At 42.2% G+C, this 23,134-nt stretch carries 17 protein-coding genes; 15 read left to right on the top strand and 2 right to left on the bottom strand.

The window, feature by feature from the left end:
* The first annotated feature begins 26 nt into the window (after positions 1–26).
* The 10 genes from BM283_RS11235 to BM283_RS11190 all read left to right on the top strand — a co-directional run bounded on the left by BM283_RS11235 (position 27) and on the right by BM283_RS11190 (position 10,536).
* Positions 27–1,382, top strand: a complete 1,356-nt coding sequence (locus BM283_RS11235) for a GldG family protein (RefSeq protein WP_090693112.1) — start codon at positions 27–29, stop codon at positions 1,380–1,382.
* A gap of 4 nt (positions 1,383–1,386) precedes the next feature.
* Positions 1,387–2,250, top strand: a complete 864-nt coding sequence (locus tag BM283_RS11230) for a DUF4340 domain-containing protein (RefSeq protein ID WP_090693110.1) — start codon at positions 1,387–1,389, stop codon at positions 2,248–2,250.
* Positions 2,250–3,065 carry a bifunctional DNA-formamidopyrimidine glycosylase/DNA-(apurinic or apyrimidinic site) lyase gene (mutM, locus tag BM283_RS11225; protein ID WP_090693108.1) on the top strand — a complete coding sequence of 272 codons (816 nt, stop codon included), beginning with the start codon at positions 2,250–2,252 and terminating at the stop codon, positions 3,063–3,065. Before BM283_RS11230 ends, mutM begins: the two co-directional genes overlap by 1 nt.
* Before the next feature lie 80 nt (positions 3,066–3,145).
* Positions 3,146–3,352 (top strand): DUF2905 domain-containing protein, encoded by a 207-nt coding sequence (locus tag BM283_RS11220; protein WP_046851559.1) that lies wholly within the window; start codon positions 3,146–3,148, stop codon positions 3,350–3,352.
* A gap of 220 nt (positions 3,353–3,572) precedes the next feature.
* On the top strand, positions 3,573–4,385 hold the full coding sequence (gene proC, locus BM283_RS11215; RefSeq protein WP_090693106.1) for a pyrroline-5-carboxylate reductase: 813 nt from the start codon (positions 3,573–3,575) through the stop codon (positions 4,383–4,385).
* A 39-nt stretch (positions 4,386–4,424) separates the two neighbouring features.
* Entirely contained in the window at positions 4,425–4,997 is a 573-nt protein-coding gene (locus BM283_RS11210) for a YggT family protein (RefSeq protein WP_090693104.1), read from the top strand.
* Positions 4,997–5,296: a DUF167 domain-containing protein gene (locus BM283_RS11205; RefSeq protein ID WP_090693101.1), complete on the top strand. Its 300-nt coding sequence runs from the start codon at positions 4,997–4,999 to the stop codon at positions 5,294–5,296. The genes BM283_RS11210 and BM283_RS11205 overlap by 1 nt, the downstream gene beginning before the upstream one ends.
* 545 nt (positions 5,297–5,841) lie before the next feature.
* The gene (gene gdhA, locus BM283_RS11200; RefSeq protein WP_090693099.1) at positions 5,842–7,185 is read left to right on the top strand and encodes an NADP-specific glutamate dehydrogenase; all 1,344 of its coding nucleotides are present in this window, start codon (positions 5,842–5,844) and stop codon (positions 7,183–7,185) included.
* Between the two features lie 208 nt (positions 7,186–7,393).
* Positions 7,394–9,268 carry a transglycosylase SLT domain-containing protein gene (locus BM283_RS11195; RefSeq protein WP_254776339.1) on the top strand — a complete coding sequence of 625 codons (1,875 nt, stop codon included), beginning with the start codon at positions 7,394–7,396 and terminating at the stop codon, positions 9,266–9,268.
* 11 nt (positions 9,269–9,279) lie between these two features.
* Entirely contained in the window at positions 9,280–10,536 is a 1,257-nt protein-coding gene (locus BM283_RS11190; RefSeq protein WP_090693095.1) for a multifunctional CCA addition/repair protein, read from the top strand.
* Positions 10,537–10,637: 101 nt separating this feature from the next.
* Here the strand turns inward: BM283_RS11190 and BM283_RS11185 are convergent, their stop codons facing one another.
* Positions 10,638–12,344 carry an ABC transporter ATP-binding protein gene (locus tag BM283_RS11185; RefSeq protein WP_090693092.1) on the bottom strand — a complete coding sequence of 569 codons (1,707 nt, stop codon included), beginning with the start codon at positions 12,342–12,344 and terminating at the stop codon, positions 10,638–10,640.
* 232 nt (positions 12,345–12,576) lie between these two features.
* On the bottom strand, positions 12,577–13,431 hold the full coding sequence (gene dapF / locus BM283_RS11180) for a diaminopimelate epimerase (RefSeq protein ID WP_090693091.1): 855 nt from the start codon (positions 13,429–13,431) through the stop codon (positions 12,577–12,579).
* A gap of 1,017 nt (positions 13,432–14,448) precedes the next feature.
* Here dapF and BM283_RS11175 point away from each other — a divergent pair.
* From BM283_RS11175 to BM283_RS11155, 5 genes are all read left to right on the top strand, one after another.
* Positions 14,449–15,849, top strand: coding sequence for a TIGR03013 family XrtA/PEP-CTERM system glycosyltransferase (locus BM283_RS11175; RefSeq protein WP_302848289.1), 1,401 nt, complete (start codon positions 14,449–14,451; stop codon positions 15,847–15,849).
* Between the two features lie 21 nt (positions 15,850–15,870).
* Positions 15,871–17,961, top strand: coding sequence for an XrtA/PEP-CTERM system histidine kinase PrsK (prsK, locus tag BM283_RS11170; RefSeq protein WP_090693087.1), 2,091 nt, complete (start codon positions 15,871–15,873; stop codon positions 17,959–17,961).
* Between the two features lie 233 nt (positions 17,962–18,194).
* Entirely contained in the window at positions 18,195–19,553 is a 1,359-nt protein-coding gene (gene prsR / locus BM283_RS11165) for a PEP-CTERM-box response regulator transcription factor (RefSeq protein ID WP_090693086.1), read from the top strand.
* Between the two features lie 519 nt (positions 19,554–20,072).
* Positions 20,073–21,656 (top strand): acyl-CoA ligase (AMP-forming), exosortase A system-associated, encoded by a 1,584-nt coding sequence (locus BM283_RS11160; RefSeq protein ID WP_090693084.1) that lies wholly within the window; start codon positions 20,073–20,075, stop codon positions 21,654–21,656.
* Positions 21,657–21,661: 5 nt separating this feature from the next.
* Positions 21,662–22,888: a pyridoxal-dependent decarboxylase, exosortase A system-associated gene (locus BM283_RS11155; protein WP_368086433.1), complete on the top strand. Its 1,227-nt coding sequence runs from the start codon at positions 21,662–21,664 to the stop codon at positions 22,886–22,888.
* Positions 22,889–23,134 lie beyond the last annotated feature (246 nt).

The raw sequence follows: 23,134 nt of genomic DNA, 5'->3' as shown, positions 1-23,134 counted from the left end.
CCAGTGTTTTTGGGTACATGATCTGAATGATTACAGTTAATAAAAAATTGCGACTCCATTTGCTGTTACAAAATGGGTTATTTGTTGTGTTGCTCTTGGTATTGGTTAGTATGCTGGGTTATCTGGCGTTTGAGTTTCGTACACAATGGGATATCAGTCAGAATAATCGTAATAGCTTGAGTAAGGCCAGCCTGGATGTGGTACAAAAACTCTATGGTCCAGTGATTGTCACGGTTTATGCCACTCACCAAGATCCTCAGCTAGGCGATATCAGAAAAATTATCAGCGATTTTATTGTTGCCTACCAGCGAATTAAGCCTGATCTTACGCTTAACTTTATTGATCCCATTGAGCATCCTCATCTTGCTGAAGAAGCAGGCGTCAGAATGAATGGCGAAATGGTGATAGCTTTTAATGATCGAAGCGAACATCTTACCACTATTAATGAACAAACCTTTACCAATGCATTGATGCGATTGGCTCGATCTGATCAAAAGCAATTGATGATGCTTTCAGGCCATGGTGAACGCAAGCTAGATGGTATTGCTAATCGTGATATGGGAGACTTTGGCAAGAAATTGACAGAAAATGGCTTTAAAGGCGAAGCACTTAATCTAGCCAGCACAATGGAAATCCCATCCAGTACAAGTGTGCTTATCATTGCCTCTCCACAAACTGATTTGATGGCTGGTGAAGTAGATATATTGCTTGATTACATCGAGCGTGGCGGCAATTTATTATGGTTGGTAGACCAAGAATCATTATATGGCTTGTTGCCGCTGGCTGAAAAATTAGATTTGACTTTCACACCCGGTGTGGTGGTCGACCCCCAGGCTAAACGATTGAGAGCGCCTATCACGTTTGCATTGGGAACAATTTATGGACAACATGCTATCACAGAGGATTTTGATTTTATTTCGGTATTTCCTTTTGCACGACAGATTATTTTCAATGAAAACGAGAAATGGCAGGGTACTTCATTGGTTGAAGTGGCGCCAGAAGGGTGGGTGGAGACTGGAGAGTTGAATGATGCGCCTACTTTTAATGAAACTGATGATGTGGCGGGTCCGGTTAGCGTGGCAGTGGCATTGAAACGTACTATTGATGAGCGCGAGCAGCGTATCGTTGTGGTTGGAAGCGGACATTTGCTGGCAAATACCTATCTGGGGAATGGCGGTAATATCGATTTTGGAATGAATCTGGTCAACTGGCTTGCAGGTGACGAGGATTTAATTACTATTCAACCTCGGGCAACCATTGATAGTCAATTAATATTAAAAGAACCTGCATTAACCGTGATTGTTATTGTCTTTCTCATTGTGTTTCCCTTGCTGTTTCTGGCGAGCGGAATAATGATTTGGTGGCATCGTAGGAGGAGGTAATCCTATGCATTCCCATTCCTGGCTTAATCTGATTATGTTTGTCACCGTCATGGCGCTGGCAGCGTTTCTCTACATTAAACCTTCGTTACAGGAAGAGGAATCTTATAAAATTTCATCGCTCGCTGCGGAAGCAGTGCAGCATATCCGTATCACTAGACAAGACACCCTGATTGAATTAAGTCGGTCGGGTAATCGCTGGCAGATGAGAGAGCCTGTGCAAGGCAGAGTCAATGACGTAAAAGTTGAACGCATCCTTGAAATGCTCTCTGCAACCAGCCAGCATCTTTTACCACCCGTAAATCTGAGCCGCTATGGTTTAGCATCACCCGTTCTTGAGCTGCAAGTCGATCAAGAATTGTTCAGTTTTGGCGATCTGGCGCCTATTACCGGCGAGCAATATCTGGCAACAAGGCAGCAGGTATTTCTGATTTCGCCCCGCTACGCTGCGACGTTGCCAGTATTGCCTACCGATCTGCTGGATTCAAAAGTATTTGCGGAAAATGAGATTCCAGTTGAGTTTGAATTGGCGCATATTCATTTGAAGCAGGAAAAGCACTGGCAAGTGAATTCGCCGCATGTGAAGCAGGCATTAAGTCAGGATGAGTTAAATCAGTGGGTTCAGAACTGGCAATTGGTTCATGCCAGCTATCTGACACTGAATTCTGGTAAAGTGGATACGGACGGAGAAGAAATCAGTATTATGCTGCAAGATGGAAGAAAGATTAAATTGATTGCTGAACAGAATGAATCTGAGCTAACCTTATTGCGTGAAGACGAAGGCATACGTTACCATTTTTCCAGTAGTATCGGTAAACGATTGCTGGATCCTTTTTCGATTCATAAGGAGCAAGCGGTCTTTGCGGAATAATGCCTGAATTACCTGAAGTCGAAGTCACGCGGCAAGGCATTGAGCCATATTTGTTAAATCAGCGTATCGTGCATGTGATAGTTAGGAATCCCTGCCTGCGATGGCCGATTCAGAGTAGTCTTGAAGAGATTCTGGTAGGACAGGAAATTACTGCAATCGTCCGACGTGCAAAATATCTCCTGCTCATTTGCAGCAAAGGGACGTTGATTGTGCATTTGGGTATGTCTGGAAGTTTGCGTTTAATATTTGCTCAAGTTCCACCGCAGAAGCATGATCATTTTGACTTGGAACTTGCCAATGGTGTCATTCTTCGTTTCAGAGATCCTCGTCGTTTTGGAGCAATTTTGTGGAATACAGGAGATGTCATGCAACACCCCTTGCTGGCACAGCTCGGTGAGGAGCCGTTGTGTCCATCTTTTGATGGAAAAAGCTTATATGAGAGGACACGGAATCGTATCAGCAGTATTAAGGAAATTCTGATGAATAATCGGATTGTGGTGGGTATAGGTAACATTTATGCTAATGAGGCATTATTTCGTGCCGGTATCCATCCGAGAACAATGGCGGGTAAAATTGGTCTGAGTCAATATGAGAAATTGGCTTGTTCCATCAAGACAATTCTTAGTGCAGCAATAGAAGCTGGCGGCAGCAGTTTAAGAGATTTTGTTAAATGCGATGGGAGTCCAGGCTATTTCCAGCAGCAATATTGGGTATATGGCCGGGCAAACCAGCCATGCCGAATATGTGGCAGTATGATTAAACAGATTAAGCAAGGACAACGTTCAAGCTTTTATTGTCCAGAGTGTCAAAAATGAGTTGCTCGCTTATCTATTAGGTCTGCCAGCATACTATTCCAACCTTTCTAATATGAACGTTACTTTTGAGTATGGATTTTATGGCACGATGGATCATGATTGCAGGCGCAATATTGCTTATTCTGGGTGCAATATTGCATGTAGCTCCCTGGCTATTAAGCTGGTTTGGTAAATTGCCTGGCGATATCAGGATAGAAACAGAACGAATAAAGGTTTTTATCCCCATTACTTCCATGATTATCGTAAGTATCGTGCTCACGATAATCATAAATATATTTAAACGCTAATTCCATTTCTAAATCAAAAATGACGCAAAGGTGAGCTGCAAGCAATATCAATCATACGGTATGGTAAAGCCGACAAAGCCAGTTTTGATCTGGAAATGGAATAAGACCGTTGCCTAAGCCAAAGCAACGAAATTTAGCCTGAGAATGTATTGGCGTTAATGATTAAAACTAGTTAAATGCGAGTAATGGCTTGCATAGAAAAAATAAGTTTGGGAATAACATGAATATTACGTTTGTTGGTGGTGGCAATATGGCTGGTGCCTTGATTGGTGGGCTATTGCAGCAAGACTACCCTGGAGCACAAATACATGTGGTAGAAATAAATGCAGAAAATCGGGAAAAAATCAAACATCAATTTGGAGTAACAACTGGGACTGAGCTTAGAGCAGGTATTATCGATCGCGATGTGATCATTTTAGCCGTTAAGCCACAGCAGCTTTTTACTGTAGCGAAGCAACTCGCTCCCTTACTCGCTGGTCAGTTGGTTATTTCTATCGCAGCGGGCATTCGGACATCCGATTTATCTCGCTGGCTAGGAAGCTATGACTATATCGTACGGGCTATGCCCAACACCCCTTCTTTGATTCGTGCTGGAGTCACAGGCTTATATGCATTACCGACTGTGACTAATCAACAGAAGGAAAATGCCACCTCGATTCTGAACGCAGTGGGATTAGTATTGTGGGTGGAACAGGAAGCGCTTTTGGACACGGTGACGGCGATCTCAGGTAGCGGTCCGGCTTATGTTTTTTATTTTATGGAAGCAATGCTGCAGGCTGGAGTGGAGTTGGGGTTGAGTATCGAACAAGCAAGGCAGTTGACTTTGCAGACCTTTTTAGGTGCCGTGCAACTAGCAGGTCAAAGTGAAGAAGATATTGGTATCTTACGATCACGGGTAACTTCGAAAGGTGGTACGACTGAGCAGGCGCTGCTAAAGATGGAGCAGGAGGATATTAAAAATGCAATTGTGCGTGCAGTTCATGTGGCTTTCAAGCGTGCTCAACAAATGGGTGATGAATTAGGCAGCCTATAGCTTTAAACTCTTAGTATCAAAATTTCCAGGGAGCATGTGATGTCCAATCAAATACTGATATTTCTTTTAGATACTGTACTTGGCTTATTTTCCCTTGCGCTGCTGCTACGCTTCTATATGCAATTGTTGCGTACTCCTTACTATAATCCCTTATCGAAATTTCTTGCTGCGGTTACTAATTTTATCGTTCTGCCGGTGCGCCGGGTAATTCCTGCTTGGAGGGGCTTTGATCTTTCCACATTGGTGCTGGCCTGGTTGGCACAATTTATTATCCTTGTGGGGGTAAGTACTTTAAAAGGTTATGGGCTCGATTCATCGCTTATAAGTACATTCATAGGATTTGGGCTGCTCGCATTGATTGAGCTTGTTAGAATGACGTTGTACATTGTAATGATTATGCTGATTGTACAAGCAGTGCTTTCCTGGATTAATCCTTACAGCCCATTGGCGCCAATACTTGACGGTTTCACACGACCTATTCTGAGTATTTTTCAACGCTATATTCCGCCTATCGCTAATGTTGATCTATCGCCCTTATTCGCCATTATCCTGTTACAGTTGCTGTTAATGATTGTGGAAAATGTGCAACAGGGAATTTCAGTCATGTTCTGATGAGCTGGTATCAATACGATGGCAATCGCAATCTTATTTTAACGCTTTATATCCAACCAGGCGCAAAGCATACCGAATTGGTAGGGTTGCACGGTGACGCGCTTAAAATAAGACTTTCTGCTCCACCTGTTGAAGGTAAGGCAAATAAAGTGCTATTAAAATTTCTTGCAGAACGTTTTCAGGTGCCTTTACGGCAGGTATCCATCAAACAGGGGGCGCAATCCCGCTACAAGATAGTCGAAATCTATCAACCTTCTCTTGGGCCACAAGTACTTGCTGCTGATGGTTGCTTGAAATAAGTTATGCCATTTCCAAATGGACGCGAAGGCGAGCCGCAGGCAGTATCACAACCATACGGCAAGGTGAAGCCGACAAAGTCAATTTTGATTTAGAAATAGAATAAAAGCGTGGCGGATACTTTCACAAGAAGCTAGTATGATGTAATCGTGCACGATGCGTCATGTATCCTTTATTTTTTTCTATAAAAAATTCCTATCCACCTGTTTTTTGCTTAGTATTTATGATTAAGTGAAAAAATTTGTTCGTATGCCATTCTTATTCCATTTTTAAATCAAAACTGGCATTGTCGGCTTCACCTTGCCGTATGGTTGTGATACTGTCTGCGGCTCGCCTTCACGTCATGTTTGATTTAGAAATGGAATTATTTATTTATATAGTGAATGGGCTAATTTGTACTTTGCTAATAAGCACGCAGCATATCGTTTTCTTCAGGTAAAAAAATAATTTGCAATCGAATAAAAATCCAGTGAAATAGTATGGATTGATGGCAGAATGTGTAAAACTGGAATGGTCATTTATTTAATTTTAGAGGAGAAAATGCAGGATGAAGTATAAGAATATTGAGGAGTTCAGGAATTATGTTTCTGAACGTAACCCTGGCCAAGTAGAGTATATGCAAGCTGTTACTGAGGTTGTTGAAAGTTTATGGCCTTTTATTACCCGCAATCCTCGCTATGCTGAGCATGGTTTACTGGATAGAATCGTTGAGCCAGAGCGCATCATTATTTTCCGTGTTTGCTGGGTCGATGATAGTGGTGAAGTAAAAGTGAATCGTGGGTATCGTATACAACATAACTCGGCGATTGGCCCATATAAAGGGGGAATTCGTTTTCATCCTTCGGTTAATCTATCCATTCTCAAGTTCTTAGCATTTGAACAAACGTTTAAAAATGCTTTGACAACACTCCCTATGGGAGGTGGTAAAGGAGGTTCAGATTTCGATCCTAAAGGAAGAAGTCCCGGTGAAATCATGCGTTTCTGTCAGGCTTTCGTAAGCGAACTATTCCGCCATATTGGTGCTGATACAGATGTTCCTGCGGGTGATATTGGTGTGGGTGGCCGAGAGGTGGGTTATATGGCGGGTATGGTAAAGAAATTGACTAATCGTTCAGATTGCGTGTTTACTGGTAAGGGAATCAGTTTTGGTGGTTCACTGGTTCGTCCTGAAGCGACAGGTTATGGTACAGTTTATTTTGTGGATGAAATGCTTAGATATGTCGGTCAATCATTAGATGGCCTTCGCATTGCCGTATCAGGATCAGGTAATGTGGCGCAATATGCCATAGAAAAAGCAATGGCTTTTGGTGCAAAGGTGGTGACTATTTCGGATTCAAGTGGAACAGTGGTTGATGAAGCGGGATTCACACCTGAAAAACTCGCAATATTGTCAGATGTGAAAAATAATCTTTATGGTCGGGTGAGTGAGTATGCCCAAAGAATAGGAGCGAGTTTTCTTTCAGGAGAGAAACCATGGCATGTGCCCGTAGATGTTGCTTTGCCGTGTGCAACACAGAATGAAATTAGTGAAGACGATGCGTCACATTTGATCAAAAACGGGGTAATCTGTGTGGCAGAAGGCGCAAATATGCCTTGTACCGCTGGGGCTGTGAAACGTTTCGAACATGCTAAAGTGCTGTTTGCGCCAGGTAAAGCGAGCAATGCAGGAGGAGTAGCCACATCGGGTTTGGAAATGAGCCAACAAGCGATGCGACTTTTCTGGACGCATGAAGAAGTCGATGCACGTTTACAGGAAATTATGAGAGCTATTCACGCTGCATGTTTGCAATATGGCGAGCAGGAAGATGGTCGTATAAATTATGTGGATGGGGCCAATGTTGCTGGTTTCGTTAAAGTGGCTGATGCTATGCTGGCTCAAGGTGTCATTTAAATATTGAGGTAATGGGAAATGGGCTATTTTCTTGCAATAGAGCTTTGTGGTTTTTCATCTATAGATTATCGCAATGGGGTAGAGCGGTAATCCAGAGCTGACAGATAAGACTTGTGGTTTCTAATGATGTTTACTCTCTTGTATTTTGGATTAATTTAATAATTCTGGCATGAGAAAATTTTTATTCAGTTTATTTCTGATCTGTTACATGAATTCGCTTGTAGCTGGCCAAGAGGAAGATTTTTTGGCGATACGAGAGGCTTTTAGGAAGGGAGATGCTGTCCGTGTGGCATTTTACGCAAGAAACTTGCAAAATTATGTGCTTGCACCGTATGTAGAATACTATCAATTACGGTTATATCTGGGAACAACGGATATTAACACCATTAGGGCTTTTCTTGCCCGTCATGAGGATAGTCTTGTTGCAGATAGATTACGTGGAGACTGGTTAAGAATTCTTGGAAAAAAGCAACAATGGGTATTATTTGCAGAAGAATATCCAAAGTTGAGTAATAAAGATGAGGATCTCATCTGCTATTCTCTGCAGCAGCGTCTAGCTGTGAGAGATAGAGAGGTAGCGGGTGAAGCCCGATTGCTTTGGTTGACTGAGCGTGATCTGCCTGATAGCTGTACTCCCGTATTCAATCTGTTGATTGCTTCAGGACAAATATCATCGGGAGATATTTGGTCTCGGATCAGACTAGCGCTTGAAGCAGGGAATACGGGGGTAGCGAGGCATATTAGCCGCTATCTACCAGATAACCAGGCTCTTAATGAGCAGAAACTCAAGGAGGCGGCTAAAAATCCGCAACGTTATCTGGAGAAATATCAGCATGACTTTAAATCCCGGGCTGATCGTGAAATTGCATTATTTGCCCTCTCTCAGCTACTGCGTAGCGGGACGAATCAGGCTTATGCGCGTTGGTACAAAATACACAAGCAATTTCCAGAATCCGATCAATCCTACTTTATGAGTGCTCTGGCATACCGGGCAGCCATCAGGCAAGATCCCCGCACCTTGGGTTGGTTTTTGGATGCTGCAAACAGCAAGCAGGCCTATCCTCTTACAGAGGTTAAGCTTGCCTGGAAAGCTCGGGTTGCACTGCGAGAGGGGAGGTGGGATCTCGTGATGCAATGCATAGAGAGCATGCCCTCTGCTATGCAGCAAACTGATGTATGGCGTTACTGGAAGGCGCGAGCGTTAAAAACTAAAGGCGAACTTGTTGCGGCAAATGAGATTCTTGCGCCGCTTAGCCAGGAGCACAGTTATTATGGGCAAATGGCAAAAGAAGCGTTGGGGGTTATGCTTAGTGAACCAGCTACTAATTATCAACCCAGCATGCAAGAAATCAGTGATATGCAGCGGGTGCCGGGAATTCAGCGTGCACTTGCGCTATACCAGCTCAATCTGCTCATAGAAGCACATCGTGAGTGGGCCTGGACAATCCGTAATTTTAATGACGCGCAATTGTTAGCTGCTGCAGAGGTGGCTTACCGCTATGGATTATATGATCGTGCGATCAATACAGCTATCAAGACTGTATCACAGCATAACTTCAATTTGCGTTACCTTGCACCCTACCGTGAGCAGATGAGAGAAGTATTGCGCTATCAGGAGCTTGATGAAGCATTTGTATACGGCCTTATCCGCCAGGAAAGCCGCTTTCTTTCTGATGTTAAATCGACTGCTGGCGCTATGGGTTTAATGCAATTAATGCCGGCCACTGCAAAATGGGTTGCAGAAAAATTAGGTATGCAGAATTTTCATCATCATCTTGTTACTGATATCAATACCAATCTTCGATTAGGGACTTATTATTTGAAGCATGTATTGACTATATTTGATAATCAGCCATTATTGGCTGCGGCTGCTTATAACGCTGGACCAAGTCGGGCTAAGCAGTGGAGAGATGACATAAGGTCATTGGAAGGAGCAATTTATGCTGAGACGATTCCTTTCAACGAGACGCGTGATTATGTCAAAGTAGTCTTAAATAATTCAATGTATTATGCAAGTAACTTTGGTCACCAACCTATACTCACATTAACACAACGCTTGGGAACTGTTTCCCCTAAGCAATAATTGTTCTTTTCATGAAAATTTATCGAGTAGGGGGGGCAGTACGTGATGAATTACTGGGACTGCCGGTAAAAGATCATGATTATGTTGTGGTAGGCTCTCATCCGGAAGAAATGGTGCAGCTTGGCTTTCGCCCTGTTGGTAAGGATTTTCCCGTTTTCCTTCACCCTCAAACTCAAGAGCAGTATGCATTAGCGCGTACTGAACGAAAGGTTTCACGTGGCTATAAGGGATTCGAGGTCTTTGCCTCCCCAGAGGTGACATTACAGGAAGATTTAGCCCGGCGTGATCTGACGATTAATGCCATTGCTAAGGATCAAAATGGTAATATTATCGATCCATTTAATGGGATTGCTGATCTTGAAGCAGGTGTGCTACGTCATATCAGCCCAGCTTTTGTGGAAGATCCGGTCCGGGTACTGCGTGTTGCCCGTTTTGCTGCACGCTTTGGTTTTCATATTGCTCCTGAGACGCTGGCTTTAATGAGAGAGATGGTGCATAACGGAGAAACTGAGGCACTGGTGCCAGAGAGGGTATGGCAGGAAATTGCGCGTGGATTGATGGAGCATCATCCTTCCCGCATGTTTTATGCTCTGCGGGAATGCAGTGCGTTGTCGCGCATTATTCCTGAGGTTGATGCGTTATTCGGTGTTCCGCAGCCAGCACAGTCTCATCCAGAGGTTGATACCGGTGTGCATGTCATGATGGCGATTGATTATGCAGCATCACGCCAGTATTCATTGACTGTTCGTTTTGCTGCGCTTACTCACGATCTTGGCAAGGGAACAACCCCTCCAGATGAGTGGCCGCGACACATTGGACACGAAATGCGCAGCGTAGCATTAGTGAAAGATATGAGTGAACGTATTAGAGTTCCGAAGGAGGAACGAGATTTAGCACTACTGGTGGCTCGCTTCCATGGGGATGTGCATCGCGCTGAGGAGCTACGTTCGGCAACGATTGCCGATATGTTGCAGGTAACGGATGCGTACCGTAAACCCAATCGTTTTCAAGCATTTCTCCAAGCCTGCGCTTGTGATTTTCACGGTCGCCCAGGCTATGCTGATAAGCCCTATCCACAATTTGAGCGATTAATTAAAGCATTTACCGCTGCTAGAAATGTTGATGCAGGCGCCATTGCTGCTGAACTCAAGCGCAGCGATGTGGATCCGACTGATCTGCCTAAGTTAATCAATGCTAGGGTGCGTGAGGCACGCATTGCCGAGATAACAAACTGTTTTAGCTATAATTCTATTTCCCAATCAAAATAGACTTTGTCGGCTTCACCTTGTCGTATGATTTATATTGTCTGCGGTTCTTCTTGGCATCATTTTTGATTGGGGAATGGAATTACCTGGTTTGATCGCTTCAACTAGTGAGTGTTTTTATTTTGTGTATGGGTTAATAGCTCTGCTTGGCCATTGGAAAGAATAAAAACACGATCTGCAGCATTGATGACTGCAGGTTGGTGTGATACTGCGACAATCGTATACTCTTGCGCTAGTCTTTGCAGTGTTTCGCAAATTGTTTTTTCACTTTCTGGGTCAAGCGCACTGGTTGGCTCATCTAGCAGCAGCAGGAGTGGTTGATGAGCCAGTGCTCTAGCAATCGCGATGCGTTGACGTTGTCCACCAGAAAGCATACCTCCTCGTTCACCAACCACCGTCTGTAAACCTTCTGGGAAAGAGTTGACAAAATCCCAGGCACCAGCCTGTTGTAGCGCCCGTTCCGCATCAGCAGAATTAAGTGCAGAGGCGCCTACGAGTATATTGTTGAGTATCGTATCATGGAGTAGTACTGTATCCTGAGATACGTATCCGATTAACTGCCGCCATTGCCGCAGTTCAATATTATGTAATGCAACCCCATCAATAAGAATTTCGCCGGACTTAGGTTCTGCAAGTCCGCATAGCAGGTCGAGCAAAGTACTTTTACCCACACCAGAAGAACCGATTACTGCAGTAAAGGTATTAATAGGTATGTCAATATTGAGATCGTTGAAAATAGACTTCCGGTCATAATCAAAGGCGATATGACGAAGGCTGATACCTTGCTGAAGAGTGGGTGCTAAAGTACCTGTAGTTCTTTCAGCTGCAGCCTGAGCTTCGTCAAATGCTGTACGTAACGCCCAATAAGCGCTTTCCTGAACTGCCAGCTGTTGGTAACGGCGTTGTATTTTGTTAAGTACCCCAAGGATCCGGGTTAACAAAAAAACCATTACCATTACTTCTGGGAGGGAAAGGTTCCAAACGACCAAAGCGAGATATAAGCCGCTTGCTGTTAGTGTTGCGAGTATGGGTTCTTGTAATGCCAGTAGTGCAGCTCTACTGATGACTTCTTTGCGGGTGGCTTTTTCTAATTGATAAGATTGATCACGCAAAATGGCGTCAGCCATATTATCTCGTGCCATTGCCTTTAAGGATTTCACTGAACTTAACACGTCTGATAAATAGCTCAATAAGTGGCGCAGTAAGTGGGTTTGTTTTGTTCCTGCCCGCCGGGTTGCACGGACCAACCGATGCAGTGCGTAAAACAGAATGATTCCAATAAGGAGAGAGCCAATGGTGGCCTGCCAGGAAATGAATAGTGCAACAATAACGTGCACAAGGACCACAATGGATAACGCAAGCACATCGACGCTATGTTCGAAACCATTTGCCGCGCGATAGGCTTCTGTAGCAACTGAATTGGCCAGCGCGCCAACTGGCTGACGTAAATAATATTGCCAGCGACTGGCAAGTAACGCTTTAATGAGATTCAGGCGCAGGGCAGTAGCGACATGCGCGACGGTATAACCTACCTGCCGGTTCGTGAGAAGCAGGATCATTCCCTTGATGAGCATGCCACTAACAATAATCATCAGGATGATATCAATAGTAGGTTCAATTCCGATACGTTGTAGGTTTTGAAGCATAAATCGTCCTATACTGGACTCATCTGCTTCCCCCACCGCGACGGAAAGAAGGGGGAGCAATGCTGTCAGGCTAAGCGCTTCAGCGACTCCTGCTAATAATAGAGCAATCAGTACGAATGCGCTGCGTCGCGGAAAAACCGTAATGTAGGTAAGTAATGTACGCATAGACTGATTTCTTTGTTTTACCTGATTTTTAATTGGCTGAAGGTTTGATAATGCTGATAAATGCAGCTGCAATTGATGTGTTGATAGTCTTAAACGTGGGATGCTTTTTATTTGTAATAGAATGCCGTGGAGAAATTATGGGCTTCGTTTTATTATTTAGTTGAGATGTCACTCGGCTGATGCGTACTCAAAATCTTATACTTATTTTACGTTATTATTTTATATTAGTAATTCATTTCTCATTTCGATACTCATTAGGGAACAATTCGGTCACTCCTTCAAAAACAGTGACTGCAGGACCCGTCATAAATACAGGTTGATTTTTTCCTTCCCACTGTACCCATAAATCACCACCGTGAGTACTGACTTTGACTTTAGATGCCAGTAGACCACGTGCTATACCCGTGATCACTGCGGCACAGGCACCTGTACCGCAGGCCAATGTTTCGCCCGCGCCGCGCTCATAAACGCGCAATTTAATATGATGAGGATCGATAATTTGCATGAAACCTGCATTGACACGTTGAGGAAAACGGGGATGTGATTCTATCAGTCTACCCTCTGTGGATACTGCAGCATCTTCGATATCGGATACAATCTGAACGGCATGAGGATTGCCTATAGAAACCACACTAATCTCTATTTGTTTATTATTAATATCGAGTGTATAGGTCAAATCATGTTTTTCAGCTAAAAAGGGAATATCTGCCGGTTCAAATGTGGGAATACCCATATTGACCGTCACTTCGCCATCACTCTCCAATCTGGGAAAGATTAAGCCGCTTGCTGTTTCAACACGAATTTCCTTCTTTTTGGTTAAACCATGGTCATACACAAAACGTACAAAACAGCGTGCACCATTTCCACATTGCTCTACTTCACCGCCATCAGCATTAAAAATCCGGTAGCGGAAATCGGCATTGTTCGTTGCTCGTTCAACTAATAACACCTGATCACAGCCGATTCCAAAATGGCGGTCGGCTAGCCAGCGAATATTCTCAGGAGTAAGTGAAATGGCTTGATTAATACCATCAATGACCACGAAATCATTACCTAACCCATGCATTTTGGTGAATTTTATTTTCATACAATTTTTATTTATTAGTCGTGATTTTAATAACCTGGCAAATTTAATCTTGTCTCATCTATCATCTAGGTCGATAGGCTGGCATGGAAATTGAGTTGATGTGTCATTATTTCATTTCTAAATTAAAACTGACTTTGTCAGCTTCACCTTGCCGTATGATTGATACTGGCTGTGGCTCACCTTCGCGTCATTTTTGATTTAGAAATGGAATACTTGCGAAGGGAAAATTTCTTGCAAAATCAAAATGTATAACACTAGACTCTATGCCGTAGCGCATTGATCACTATAATTGTATTGTGTTTTAATCAAATAGATCAAAGAGGGGTTAGGCTGCTCAGTAGAAGAGTATCAGTTTAACTCGGTGGAAATCATCGTTCTACTCCAGAACCAATTTATTCTCATCTACAAAAATCCACAAAAAATATCTTCTTTTTCTTTATCATTATTAGCAATTTCTACGGCCCCGTATGCGACCCTGTGAGGCGATTAGAAAGATTGGTGACTTTTATATTTTAATGATCTCGCTTCGGATGTATAAATAGACATTAATTTCAATCTCAATCCTAGAAGATGGGAGATCTTTTAAGATTTTCTTATTTTTAATCGTTATATATTCTTAGGAATGGTAATGTTGGCATATCCCAATCTTATAAATATGTGCCAGTTTGTTAATTTTTTGCATCTGGTTTTGTTTTAATGATGGTCAGTGTATCGTTTATGAATACCCCTGTTATCCTGAATTAATGGATAGGAATTGTTCATTGATTGAAAATTATGCAAATTGTAGCAGCTATATACTTAATACTTTGAAAAGTATGAAATTTTATCCAAATAACCAATTATGCAGCCTAAATTTTTACAAATGATGCAATTAAGCATTAGAAAATAAAAATGCAAATAATAGATCCAGTGGGGAAGTTATTGATTATTTTTTATTTAAAGTGGTATTGAGTAATCAGAAAGAGGAAAGCATATTGAGCTTATTTTACTTAAACTATTTTAATCAGGAAGGGTATTTTGATTCGTATTTATAATCATTATATTTCTAGATTCACAATATTGCTTATTAGTATAGAAGTTTGTCTGCTAATGACTGTCTTTTTTCTGGGTAGCAGTATTCATTTTCATTATTTTAAAATTTCCTTTATTGATTTGCTACTTTCTCAGTTACCAGGCGCCATTGTTTTTATTTTTGTAATGATTACATGTATGGCCATGATGGGTATGTACCAGCAAGCTTCAAGGCTGGATATTGAATCTACATTATTGCGTTTGATGCCATCATTAGCCATGGGGTTTGCAATCATGGCACTGATTTTTTATCTGTTTCCGAAATTATACCTAGGTCGTGGGCTATTAACGATAGTGATATTACTCGCGTTATTATTAATTCTTATAACACGCATGATTTTTTTTCGATGGCCTAATAATCTGGAAGTTCTTCGGACGCGCGCGATAGTGCTTGGAACAGGAAGTATGGCAGAAGAGCTTTTGAGTTTAACAGAAAATAGCTCAACTTTACGTAATCTAGATATCGTGGGTTTTATTCCATTGTTGGGCGAAGATCAGCACGTGCCTGTCTCGGTAGTATTACCCACACATAGTTCTTTACCCTATCTGGTTAACCAGTATGATGCTAACGAGATAATCATTGCAACACAGGAACGGAGAGGGAGAGGATTTCCTATTCAGGAGTTATTGGAATGTAAAATGCATGGCATTAAGGTGACAGATATCGCCAATCTATTTGAACGTGAGTGCGGTCAAATACGTATGGATTCACTTTATCCAAGTTGGTTAGTATTTGGTGGTGGTTTTGATCAAAGTTTTTCTAGAATCACGATTAAGCGTATTTTTGATTTGCTTGCAAGTCTATTACTTTTGTTTGTGACGCTACCCGTCATGTTATTGACGGTGATTTTCATTTTAATAGAAGATGGTAGACCTGTTTTCTATCGACAGGAAAGAGTGGGAAAAGGGGGAAGGAATTTCCTGATAATTAAATTTCGTAGTATGCGGCATGATGCGGAAAGAAGTGGGCAAACGCAATGGACAGCAATAGATCATCCTCATGTTACTAAAATTGGGCAGATTATTCGGAGATTAAGGATAGATGAACTTCCTCAGATTATGAATGTGCTTAAAGGAGAAATGAGTTTGGTGGGGCCTCGCCCTGAATCGCCTTATTTCGTTGATATGCTTATTGAGAAGGTGCCGTATTACAATGTTAGGCATAGTATTAAGCCTGGGATAACCGGATGGGCGCAAGTACATTATCCCTATGCCTTCTCGGTAGAAGACGCCATCGAAAAGCTGCAATATGATCTCTACTACATAAAAAATCAGAGCTTATTTCTTGATCTCATTATACTTATAGAGACGATAGGTGTGGTTCTTTTGGGTAAAGGTAATAGATGATAGTCAAATACTACTTCTAATATGTGGGCAACAATCACCGCGGCTAGCTATGTTACAGCAGCAGTAGCTTATTTGTTTTTATTTGTCCTTTTGCTGACGAATTGGCGCGGACGCTTATATGGATCACTGCTGGCAATTGTTTGTATCGTTTCTGCTTTTTGGGCGGTTGCTATCGCAAGCCAATCATACTGGGGTTTTTTCCCAACTTTTCTCATAGAAATTCTTGAAATTTTGCGCAATGCAGGTTGGTCTATATTTTTAATAGCGTTACTGAATCCTTTTCAGCAAAGGAAAGAAAATTCTATTCCTCTGAAAATAAGGCCTGCTGTAGCCGCCATAGCAGTGCTTTATCTTATTTTTTTCATACTGGCTATTTTTTTTAATGGGAATTATGACGGCGAATTTACCTCGCATGGTCAACTGGCTTCTTATAGCACTTTTTTTACAGGTGTGATAATGGCCGTAATTGGCATGGTTCTCGTTGAGCAATATTACAGAAACATGTCATCTGAACAGCGCTGGAGAATAAAATTTATCTGCCTGGGGATAGGAGGTATTTTTGTATATGACTTTTACTTATTTAGTGATGCACTTTTGTTCAGAAAAATAAATAGTGACATATGGATTGCTCGAGGGTGGGTAGATGCTTTGACTGTTCCTTTGATCGCGCTCTCAGTTGCCCGCAATCCAAAGTGGCTTATAGGAATTTGTGTCTCACGGCATATTTTATTCTATACGTCTGCCTTACTCAGTGCAGTCATATATTTGCTTGTGATGGCGGCTGTTGGTTACTACCTAAGGCTTTCCGGTGGGGCTTGGGGAGGAATTTTACAGCTGACTTTTTTATTTGGTGCTGTTCTACTTCTTATCATTTTACTATTTTCTGATGTGACGCGTGCCTGGCTTAAAGTATTTATAAGTAAGCATTTTTATAGTTCTAACTATGATTACCGTGAAGAATGGTTGCGTTTTACACGAACTCTTTCAGAAGGTGAGCTGGAGCTAACAGCGCGTGCAATCAAAGCGCTTGCACAACTTGTGGAAAGTCCTGCAGGCGGATTATGGTTTAGACAGGAAAATGGAAGATATCAATTGATAGGATGTTGGAACATTTTTTTAAAAAATAAAATTATTGAAGCTGACAATGAATTTTGTAAGTTCTTAGAAGAAAAGGCGTGGGTGATTGATTTACAGGAGTTTTGCTCCGACCCAAGGAAATATTCATCCTTGGTGTTGCCAAATTGGCTATCTGATATTCCAAGAGCTCGACTGATCGTGCCATTAATCTTGCATCGAGAATTGCTGGGATTTATCGTATTGGTTGAACCTAGGAGTACTATTAGTTTAAATTGGGAAGTAAGGGATTTATTGAGGGTTGCGGGTACTCAGGCATCAAGCTATTTGGCACAATACGAAGCTGCTAATGCACTCTCCATCGCACGTCAATTTGAATCTTTCAATCGTATGTCAACTTTTGTCGTGCATGATATCAAAAATCTGATTTTTCAATTGTCTTTGTTACTTTCAAATGCTGAAAAACATAAGAATAATCCCGAATTTCAGAAAGATATGATCGAAACGGTGAGTTTTTCGGTCAGTAAAATGAAACGGTTACTTGAAAAATTAAGCACTGGAAATCAATCCGAAAAATTAGAAATTCTTTCTCTTGATCAGCTGTTACAGCAGATCATGGAGAGGAAATCTTTCCATATACCCAAGCCTGCGCTTGAAATTACTCATTCAAATTTAATGGTAATGGCTGATTATTCTCGTCTTGAGAGAGTGATTAGTCATCTAATTCAGAATGCAATTGAAGCTACTCCCAAGGATGGTCAAGTTTGGGTTCGACTCTTAAAAAAAGATAGTTCTGCTCTGATAGAAATCGAAGATAATGGGCATGGCATGAGCGAACAATTTATTCAGAAAAAGCTTTTTAAGCCTTTTGAGTCTACTAAAACAGCAGGTATGGGCATTGGTGTTTTTGAGAGTAAAGAATATATTAACGAGCTCGGAGGGCAGCTTGATGTTGTCAGTCAAGAATCTGCAGGAACAACTTTCTCGATTTTTTTGCCACTTTCTAAAAATTATCAAGAAAATAAGGTTATTTCTTAAGATTAACTATATTTTCTATCTTTTATAATCTAGTCCGGTTTTTCATCTTAGTCTTTTTGATAACTATTTATAAATTCCATCTGATATCATGCAAATTGCTTTGGTGATAATAGTGAAAGCCTGTATGGAGTGTAATTTTAATTTAATTATTTGAATATTAATATAATTTCTTTCTTTTTAATTTATGTTTATAACATATTCTTGTAAGTTATATCGAAGCGTTGTCTAAAAAGATGAAAGCAAGTAGTAGTCAGAAGAAATTACTTGTAATTGAAGATGACCCTGGATTGCAGAAACAATTGCGATGGAGTTTCGATAATTATGAAGTTTTTGTTGCAGTAGATCGTGAAAGCGCGCTTGCGCAAGTTCGCAGGCATGAGCCTGCGGTCGTTACTATGGATCTTGGTTTGCCACCAGATCCTGACGGTGCTTCTGAGGGATTAGCGACCTTACAACAGATCCTTGCACTTGCGCCAGATACCAAAATAATCGTTTTGACAGGTAATCAAAACCGTGTAAATGCCTTGAAAGCAATTGAATTGGGTGCATATGATTTTCATCAGAAGCCCTTTGATCCCAAGATGCTAAGTTTAATTGTTGATAGAGCCTCTTATTTGTATGGCTTGCAACGTGAAAATCGCAATCTGCTACTTTCTCAGCTGGATTCTCCAATTTCTGGAATTATTACGCGCGATCCGGACATGATCAAAATGTGTCGTAACGTTGAAAAAGTTGCGACTTCAGATGCGACAGTTATGTTGCTAGGTGAAAGCGGCACAGGTAAGGAAGTCTTGGCGAGAGCACTTCATCAGATGAGTTCACGTAAACAAGGGCGTTTCGTAGCTGTCAATTGTGCTGCTATCCCTGAGACTCTGCTTGAAAGCGAGTTGTTTGGTTACGAGAGAGGGGCTTTTACCGGGGCAGTTAAGCAAACGCCAGGTAAAATTGAATTAGCTCAAGGGGGCACTTTCTTTCTTGATGAAGTAGGAGATTTGCCAATAGCATTGCAGGCAAAATTACTCCGTTTTCTTCAGGAGAGGGTGATTGAGCGTATTGGAGGGCGGGAAGAAATTCCTGTGGATGTGCGTGTTGTCAGTGCAACTCATCAAAACCTTAGGAAGTTGATTGGAGAGGGTCGTTTTCGTGAGGACTTGTTTTATCGGTTGAGTGAGATTCCCATTAAAATTCCATCTCTTCACAAGCGAGTGGGGGATGCAGTGCTGCTGGCGCATCATTTCAAAAACAAGTTTTGCGCAAAAGAGGGGCGCCATTCGCTGAGTTTTAGTCAGGAAGCTTTGAGTGCGATTGAGGCATACCATTGGCCAGGTAATGTTCGTGAAATGGAGAATTGTATAAAACGTGTTGTTATTATGGCTGAAGGACCGCAAATTACTCCGGATGACCTGGGGCTTCAGGAATCGGAGATCCTGTCCGAGCCGATGAACTTACGTGAAGTTCGTGAAAGGGAAGAATGTAAGGCCGTGGTTAGAGCGCTTGCGAAGGTAGACGGTAATATTGCAAAAGCAGCTGAATTGCTCGGTATTAGCCGCCCAACTTTATATGATCTAATGAATCGACATGGTCTCAAGTGAGTATGCGAATCCTATTTTAAGATAATAGATAAATTGCGTATTACTTCTTATTTCATTTTTAGATCAAACTAACTTTGTCGGCTTCATCTTGCCGTATGATTGATACTGTTGTGGCTCGCCTTCGCGTCATTTTTGATTTGGAAATGGAATTAAATCTTGGAATCCAGCTGGCATCTCAGTAAATCCCTTCCGTTTAGACAAAGGATGATATTCTGTTTGAAAGAAAAATATTTATAAATATTGAAGCGTGCAGGATAGGTAACATACCTTATCATGAGTATTAGAGTATGGTATTTGCTTAAGCATTACAACGATAGCATTTGGGAGCAAGAGAGCATTAGTTATATCTAAATGGTAATGTTCCAGATGGTGTTTGGGGCAATATCTCAAGAATCAGAAACTTCTGTCATCAGATATTGATCTTAAGCGATATCATAAAGCTAGCGCTCGAATAATCGATTAATCCAGCTTAGAGCCATAACCTGAGGCTTCTATCCTTTAGCCAATAGAGTATGCACGATGCCGCATCTTTTTCACGAATTGGTTTTTAATTCTGCAAATGATGGTGTGACTACTGAAGCACTTGTGTATCAGCAGCAGAGATTGGACTATGCCGCCCTGGCACAAGAGATCCAACTTGCAGCAGATGCATTGCTGGCTTTGGGATTGGGGCGAGAAGAGCGTCTTGCTATTTATCTTGAGAAAAGGTTTGAAGCAGTCATTGCCATTTTTGCTGCTTCCACTGCGGGCGGTGTTTTTGTGCCAATCAACCCGTTGCTTAAAGCAACACAAGTGGCTTATATCCTTAAAGACTGTAATGTGAGAATATTGGTCACATCAGTTGATCGGCTTAATTTGCTCATCTCTGTTTTGCCAGAATGTCATGATCTTCATACTGTGATCGTAGTGGGACCAACTGAACATTTACCAGTCATTACCGGTGTGCATATAATTCGCTGGCAAGAAGCCATGACTCTACCCGGATCAATCCGCTCTTATCGGTGTATTGATAGTGACATGGCTGCCATCTTGTATACCTCGGGTAGTACGGGCAAGCCCAAAGGTGTGGTACTTTCGCATCGGAATTTGGTCACCGGGGCAAAAAGTGTTTCGCAATATCTAAAAAATAATCAAGATGATCGAATTCTATCTGTATTACCGCTTAGTTTTGATTACGGCCTGAGTCAGTTGTCGACAGCTTTTTACGTTGGCGCAACCAATGTTTTGATGAACTATTTGTTGCCGCGCGATATTATCCATGAAGTCATCCGGGAAAGCATCACGGGTCTTGCTGCTGTTCCTTCACTATGGATCCAACTTGCTCAGTTAAAATGGGGAAAGGTAATAACGCTACGCTATCTAACTAACTCGGGGGGGGCAATGCCCCAGGCTACACTTAATAAACTTCGCTGTGCACTCCCCAATACAAGTATATTTCTGATGTATGGTTTGACAGAAGCATTCCGTTCAACTTTTTTGCCCCCGGAGGAAGTAGACAAACGTCCCAGTTCCATTGGCAAGGCGATTCCCAATGTGGAAGTATTAGTACTGCGCGAGGATGGTTCACAATGTGCGCCAGGTGAGCCTGGGGAACTAGTACATCGCGGACCGTTAGTATCCATGGGTTACTGGAATGATGCTGAAAAGACCGCAAAATGTTTCAGGCCGCTCTCACGACAATCTGGTTTGACCATTCCAGAGATAGCGGTATGGTCGGGTGACACAGTACGTGTGGATGAGGAGGGCTATTTATATTTTATAGGCCGTTGTGATGACATGATCAAAACTTCGGGTTACCGGGTAAGCCCTACTGAAATCGAAGAAATTATTTATGCAACGGAGTGTGTTGCTGAGGCAGCAGCAATTGGTGTGCCGCATCCCACTTTGGGTCAGGCAATTATTGTAGTGGTGGTGCCGCTTGAAGGGGTTGATTTGGATCCCGAGGCATTGCTGTCCACCTGCAAGCGTCATCTTCCCGCTTTTATGGTGCCAAGTTTAATCAAGTTACGGCAGGGCCATCTCTTGCGTAATCCAAATGGCAAAATTGATCGTAAAAGTATAGCTCAGGAATTTCTAGATATCTTTAGGTCAGTAGAAATATGACGGTGATGCGTCCGAAACATGTTCCTATGAAGCAATTTCCTGTACAGAATAATTGTCTTCATGTTGGGGGCGTTTCTCTTGTACGACTTAGCCAGCGAGTGGGTAAAACGCCTTTTTATGCTTATGATCGGCAACTGATTACTGAACGTGTCCATTTGCTGCGTCATTGTCTGCCTGAAGAGATTCATCTTCACTATGCGATGAAAGCTAATCCTATGCCTGCTGTGGTTCAGCATTTGGCTGGACTGGTGGATGGTATGGATGTAGCCTCTGCCGGAGAAATGAAAGTAGCACTGGATGCGGGAATATCTCCCGACAGGATTGGTTTTGCAGGTCCAGGAAAAAATGAGCATGAGCTCGGTTGTGCCATTGCCGCAGGTATTGTGATCAGCATGGAATCTGAGCGGGAATTGGAGCGTATCATGACGCTAGCTGAACAGATGGGTATTTGCCCTAAGGTGGCTGTTCGAGTTAACCCAAATTTTGAGCTTAAATCTTCTGGAATGAAAATGGGCGGGGAAGCAAAACAGTTTGGTATTGACGTGGAACGCGTTCCTGCTATGCTTGCTCGTATAAGCAAGCTAGGATTGGATTTAGAGGGATTGCATATTTTCTGTGGGTCACAGAACCTTAAAGCAGAAGCCATCCAAGATGCCCATGATAAAACGTTGCAGCTAGGGTTGCAACTTGCACAAGTATCACCTATTCCGATCCGTACATTGAATATGGGCGGGGGGTTTGGAGTGCCATATTTTCCCGGCGAAAAGCCACTTGATCTTGTTGCTGTGGGAAAGAACTTGCAACGTTTATTATCAGAAATAAAACCGGAGTTGCCTGGAATCCGCTTTGTAATTGAACTGGGACGCTATATTGTAGCGGAAGCAGGGGTTTATGTGTGTCGTGTATTAGATAAAAAATTATCAAAAGGGCGATTATTTTTAGTGACCGATGGTGGATTGCACCAACATCTCGCTGCTTCAGGGAATTTTGGTCAGGTCATACGTAAAAATTATCCTGTCATTGTTGGCAACAAAGTAGAAACTTCCGAAACAGAAATGGTCTCCGTGGTGGGACCACTCTGTACTCCACTTGATGTGTTGGCAGATCAGATGGAATTATCCAAGGCAGATATTGGAGACTTAATTGTCGTATTCCAGTCCGGGGCGTATGGCCTGACAGCAAGCCCGACAGCCTTCCTAAGTCACCCTGAGCCTCTAGAAGTGTTAGTGTGACGCAAATTTTCCATAAGGAGTTTTTATTACCACAAAATTCAAGCAAACCTACTTGGCAAATAACAAATTTTTGTGGTCATTGGTCTTTCATACATCCCAATATGATGCTGCATAGCTATAATGCGAATTAAGAGCTAACTCGTAAAAAATTCCAGAAAAATAGAGCCGCAGCCAGCTTTCCGAATACATGCACCATTAACCCCTTATAAGAACGAACTTTGCTGGCACATTCAATACCTGTTCTTT

This window comes from Nitrosomonas sp. Nm34 (assembly GCF_900113925.1).
Lineage (GTDB): Bacteria > Pseudomonadota > Gammaproteobacteria > Burkholderiales > Nitrosomonadaceae > Nitrosomonas.
This window is presented reverse-complemented; position numbering and strand designations above follow the sequence as displayed.

Coding starts and splice junctions, on each gene's coding strand:
- BM283_RS11235 (WP_090693112.1), top strand. CDS start 27: ATGATTACAGTTAATAAAAAATTGCGACTCCATTTGCTGTTACAAAAT.
- BM283_RS11230 (WP_090693110.1), top strand. CDS start 1,387: ATGCATTCCCATTCCTGGCTTAATCTGATTATGTTTGTCACCGTCATG.
- mutM (WP_090693108.1), top strand. CDS start 2,250: ATGCCTGAATTACCTGAAGTCGAAGTCACGCGGCAAGGCATTGAGCCA.
- BM283_RS11220 (WP_046851559.1), top strand. CDS start 3,146: ATGGCACGATGGATCATGATTGCAGGCGCAATATTGCTTATTCTGGGT.
- proC (WP_090693106.1), top strand. CDS start 3,573: ATGAATATTACGTTTGTTGGTGGTGGCAATATGGCTGGTGCCTTGATT.
- BM283_RS11210 (WP_090693104.1), top strand. CDS start 4,425: ATGTCCAATCAAATACTGATATTTCTTTTAGATACTGTACTTGGCTTA.
- BM283_RS11205 (WP_090693101.1), top strand. CDS start 4,997: ATGAGCTGGTATCAATACGATGGCAATCGCAATCTTATTTTAACGCTT.
- gdhA (WP_090693099.1), top strand. CDS start 5,842: ATGAAGTATAAGAATATTGAGGAGTTCAGGAATTATGTTTCTGAACGT.
- BM283_RS11195 (WP_254776339.1), top strand. CDS start 7,394: ATGAATTCGCTTGTAGCTGGCCAAGAGGAAGATTTTTTGGCGATACGA.
- BM283_RS11190 (WP_090693095.1), top strand. CDS start 9,280: ATGAAAATTTATCGAGTAGGGGGGGCAGTACGTGATGAATTACTGGGA.
- BM283_RS11185 (WP_090693092.1), bottom strand. CDS start 12,344: ATGCGTACATTACTTACCTACATTACGGTTTTTCCGCGACGCAGCGCA.
- dapF (WP_090693091.1), bottom strand. CDS start 13,431: ATGAAAATAAAATTCACCAAAATGCATGGGTTAGGTAATGATTTCGTG.
- prsK (WP_090693087.1), top strand. CDS start 15,871: ATGTGGGCAACAATCACCGCGGCTAGCTATGTTACAGCAGCAGTAGCT.
- prsR (WP_090693086.1), top strand. CDS start 18,195: ATGAAAGCAAGTAGTAGTCAGAAGAAATTACTTGTAATTGAAGATGAC.
- BM283_RS11160 (WP_090693084.1), top strand. CDS start 20,073: ATGCCGCATCTTTTTCACGAATTGGTTTTTAATTCTGCAAATGATGGT.
- BM283_RS11155 (WP_368086433.1), top strand. CDS start 21,662: ATGCGTCCGAAACATGTTCCTATGAAGCAATTTCCTGTACAGAATAAT.